The following is a 3,086-nucleotide window of genomic DNA, read 5'->3' as shown; positions in this document are numbered from 1 at the left end:
CACGCAACTGGAAATGTCAAAAATGCGAAAAAATACTTGATAGGGATATAAACGCAGCAATTAATATTCTAAACCGCTGGTTCAACGGGGATTAGCCTGAAATAATACTTAAATTAACCATTATTAAGTGAAAAAAATTCAGGAATCCCCATCCTCTATAGGATGGGGTGGTTCAACGAATCAGATTATTTTTGAATAGGCAGGGAATCAATGCATCTTACAAGATTAATTGCAGTCAGTCCCTTATCATGCTGTGTGTCGTTTTGAGCTGTTTCAAAAAGGATTACGTTATGATTCTTTTTGGCAAGAGGTATTGTCACCCATTCAGGTGAGGTACCTGTCGTGACAGGATATACAGGATAGCTCAAGTTACCTCCGATTTTGTTGGCATAATCCATTGTTGTGGATGATTTGTTGTCGACAACGCCAACATATTTCTGCAATTCCCAATAGTCTTCCATTTCATGGACATCCACGATGACATAAGGATCATAATTCTCGATATCCGGAACAACAAATTCATTGGCAAGAAGTTCACCCATGTGCCTGTTTGTATCATAATCACTGGTATTCATTCCGCTGTCCTTGAAATTAAGCTGGATGAAGTATATGACGTACTTTTTGTCAAGGCTGTTGTCTTTGGTGAAGTTCATTATTGCTTCATATGTGGCATTGTGAATGCCGCTTTCAAGACTGTGAACTCCCAATATCATTATTGCAGTATCGCTGGACTGTTGATTTCCAGCAATTATCTTATATACTGTTCCATTTGAATTGTTTCCAATTATTTTTCCATACTGATCGAGATTATCAGCAGTAGGCTGTTTTTCCTGCTGTGTAAAAGTAACTACCCCAGCAAAAACAACAAGCAAAATCAATATGGCAAGTAAAATTTTTGTCATTCTTTTCATTGCAATCGTTATTATGTTTATACACAATAGAATATAAAATTATCAGAAATTACTATCAAAAATAGTTAATTGTTTTAATCACCAATAGAAATGGAGGTCCGGTTTTCAATCTCTGAGTTTTCGATTTTGGAATCCAGCATTCTTTTAAGCACAGCAATCATTACAATAGCTTCAATAGTATTGCTCAATATGATGGACAAAAATATTCCAGATTTGTTTAGGCCAAAAATGTGGTTAAATGAAATCATGGAAATTATCATGATTATTAAATTAAATATGAGAAACATCAGAGTATATGTACTTTTTTCAAGACCTAAAAATACATAACTGCATCCCATAATTATTGGAAATGTTATCATGTACAATATAGTAAACAGCAGCATATTTTTAACTTCCTCCAAAATGACGTATTCAGATGAAAATAAGCCCACTATTGGACCGTGGAAGACTGCAAGTGCAATTGAAATAGCTATAGCAAGCACGAAGCACATGGAAAATATTTTTCTAATTGTCCACCTAAGTTCTATAAATCTTTTTGCACCATTTAAATGTCCTGTTACAATGCACAATCCTTTCATTATGCCCTAAATTGGAGAGAATACTGTTGATTGAACATTAAGGAGGATAATATATGCAGAGACTGCGATTGGTGAGGCATACAGGTGAAGCGAATAGGTAACGACAATTCCCAAAGCTGTTATAATGACACTGGTTATGATGATAGGAATGGCCAATACGATAATTTCCCTTATTATCCCCAAATCCAATCTGAAACCCTTAAGGTGAACCTTCACAAGAGTATCCTTTTTAATTGAATATATGTAGACAAAAAGCAGGATGGACAATAGTCCACCAAATACTGTTGAAACGGCCGCTCCCAACATTCCCATCTTAAAGTAGAAAATCAATATCGGATCCAAAATGATATTCAAAATATTTCCTGCCGCAACTATAATTGATGACCTTGCAGTATCACCTTCACTGGCTAAGACGGCACAAAAGAAATTGTTTATCATGATTGTTATGACAAAACACAAACATGGAGCGAGATACGCAAATATCATGTCAGTATACTCGGAAATGCCTGCCATGACACAAATTGGCTCAACAAATGGGATAGTAACAAACGGGATAACGATGGAAAGAAGCAAAATTAAAAGCAGACCTTGTTCAGCATATTTTTCAGTCTTTTCAATTTGATTTGCTCCAAATGCATTTGAAATTAGAACATTGCAAGACCTGCCGATTCCCTCTCCCAGATTATCAATTGCATAGATTATATTGGAAATAAATCCCATACATATGATGGCAGCTGTGCCCAAACCACTGACCCAGTAAACATCGGCAACCGAATATAGTGAATCCAAAAAGAAGAGCAGTATGATAGGTATACCTAGCATAATAGTTGATTTTACCGGATGCATCTGTATGTCGTTTACATGTTGGCTCATAATTAAACTATATTATGCATTTAATCATTTAAATAATAATCTAATCCATGACGAAATGCTACCTTAAATTAACACCCGAAAAAATTAAAACAGAAATTTATGATTAAAAAAAAAGAAAAATAACAGGAATTAAAATAATTCGCCGTTTAAAACATTTAAATTAAATCTCTACCATCTTATATGCATCATAAGCGGCGTAAATTGCAAATATTAATGATATAATTGATAATAAAAATGCTGTAAAGAATGATAATATTGCCAATACAACAGCTATTATAAAGAAAATTGCACCTTTTTTAATATCACCAGCATAAGCCTGACCTAATCCTGGAATTAAAAAGGATAATACTGCTGCAAGAATAGCATTTGCCATAATAATTCCCTCCTTTCGTTTAATTATTTGTATTATGTTTTTCATGCATATTAAATTTTATCTTAATAGTGAAAGAATACTCCGACCTCTTTAAGGTTGGGATGAATTTCACAAAAAGGCATCTGAAGATATTAGTTTTCAAATGCTCTCTCTATTTCTTTATATATTATTTATTATATTAAATTAGTTTATAATTAATTTTAAAATTGTCTCTAAAATGGAATTTTAAGTGTTTTTTTATGAAATGTGTTGATCAGGGTTTGAAGGTTAGGTTGTATCCGGATGAGGATATGATGATTAAAATTAATCAGAATATAGGTAATTCCAGGTTTACATGGAATAAACTCTTGG

6 protein-coding genes are annotated in these 3,086 nt (G+C 33.4%); 2 read left to right on the top strand and 4 right to left on the bottom strand.

Features of this window, described 5'->3' with window-relative positions:
* The coding region (locus QZN45_RS11125; RefSeq protein ID WP_367241219.1) for a zinc ribbon domain-containing protein at positions 1-95 on the top strand (95 nt) is incomplete at its 5' end.
* Positions 96-185: 90 nt separating this feature from the next.
* Here the strand turns inward: QZN45_RS11125 and QZN45_RS10940 are convergent.
* The 4 genes from QZN45_RS10940 to QZN45_RS10925 all read right to left on the bottom strand — a co-directional run bounded on the left by QZN45_RS10940 (position 186) and on the right by QZN45_RS10925 (position 2,735).
* Positions 186-911: a hypothetical protein gene (locus QZN45_RS10940; protein ID WP_296812943.1), complete on the bottom strand. Its 726-nt coding sequence runs from the start codon at positions 909-911 to the stop codon at positions 186-188.
* 74 nt (positions 912-985) lie between these two features.
* The gene (locus QZN45_RS10935; RefSeq protein ID WP_296812941.1) at positions 986-1,489 is read right to left on the bottom strand and encodes an MATE family efflux transporter; all 504 of its coding nucleotides are present in this window, start codon (positions 1,487-1,489) and stop codon (positions 986-988) included.
* A 6-nt stretch (positions 1,490-1,495) separates the two neighbouring features.
* Positions 1,496-2,362 carry an MATE family efflux transporter gene (locus QZN45_RS10930; RefSeq protein WP_296812939.1) on the bottom strand — a complete coding sequence of 289 codons (867 nt, stop codon included), beginning with the start codon at positions 2,360-2,362 and terminating at the stop codon, positions 1,496-1,498.
* 160 nt (positions 2,363-2,522) lie between these two features.
* The gene (locus QZN45_RS10925; RefSeq protein WP_292607403.1) at positions 2,523-2,735 is read right to left on the bottom strand and encodes a hypothetical protein; all 213 of its coding nucleotides are present in this window, start codon (positions 2,733-2,735) and stop codon (positions 2,523-2,525) included.
* A gap of 239 nt (positions 2,736-2,974) precedes the next feature.
* On the opposite strand from QZN45_RS10925, the gene QZN45_RS11120 reads away from it, so the two are divergent.
* Positions 2,975-3,086 (top strand): helix-turn-helix domain-containing protein (locus QZN45_RS11120; RefSeq protein ID WP_367241221.1); only part of this gene is annotated, 112 nt, incomplete at its 3' end.

It is taken from the genome of uncultured Methanobrevibacter sp. (assembly GCF_900314695.1).
GTDB lineage: Archaea > Methanobacteriota > Methanobacteria > Methanobacteriales > Methanobacteriaceae > Methanocatella.
This window is presented reverse-complemented; position numbering and strand designations above follow the sequence as displayed.

Bases quoted from the DNA above. Each gene is read 5' to 3' on its own strand.
- QZN45_RS10940 (WP_296812943.1), bottom strand. From the start codon at position 911: ATGAAAAGAATGACAAAAATTTTACTTGCCATATTGATTTTGCTTGTT.
- QZN45_RS10935 (WP_296812941.1), bottom strand. From the start codon at position 1,489: ATGAAAGGATTGTGCATTGTAACAGGACATTTAAATGGTGCAAAAAGA.
- QZN45_RS10930 (WP_296812939.1), bottom strand. From the start codon at position 2,362: ATGAGCCAACATGTAAACGACATACAGATGCATCCGGTAAAATCAACT.
- QZN45_RS10925 (WP_292607403.1), bottom strand. From the start codon at position 2,735: ATGGCAAATGCTATTCTTGCAGCAGTATTATCCTTTTTAATTCCAGGA.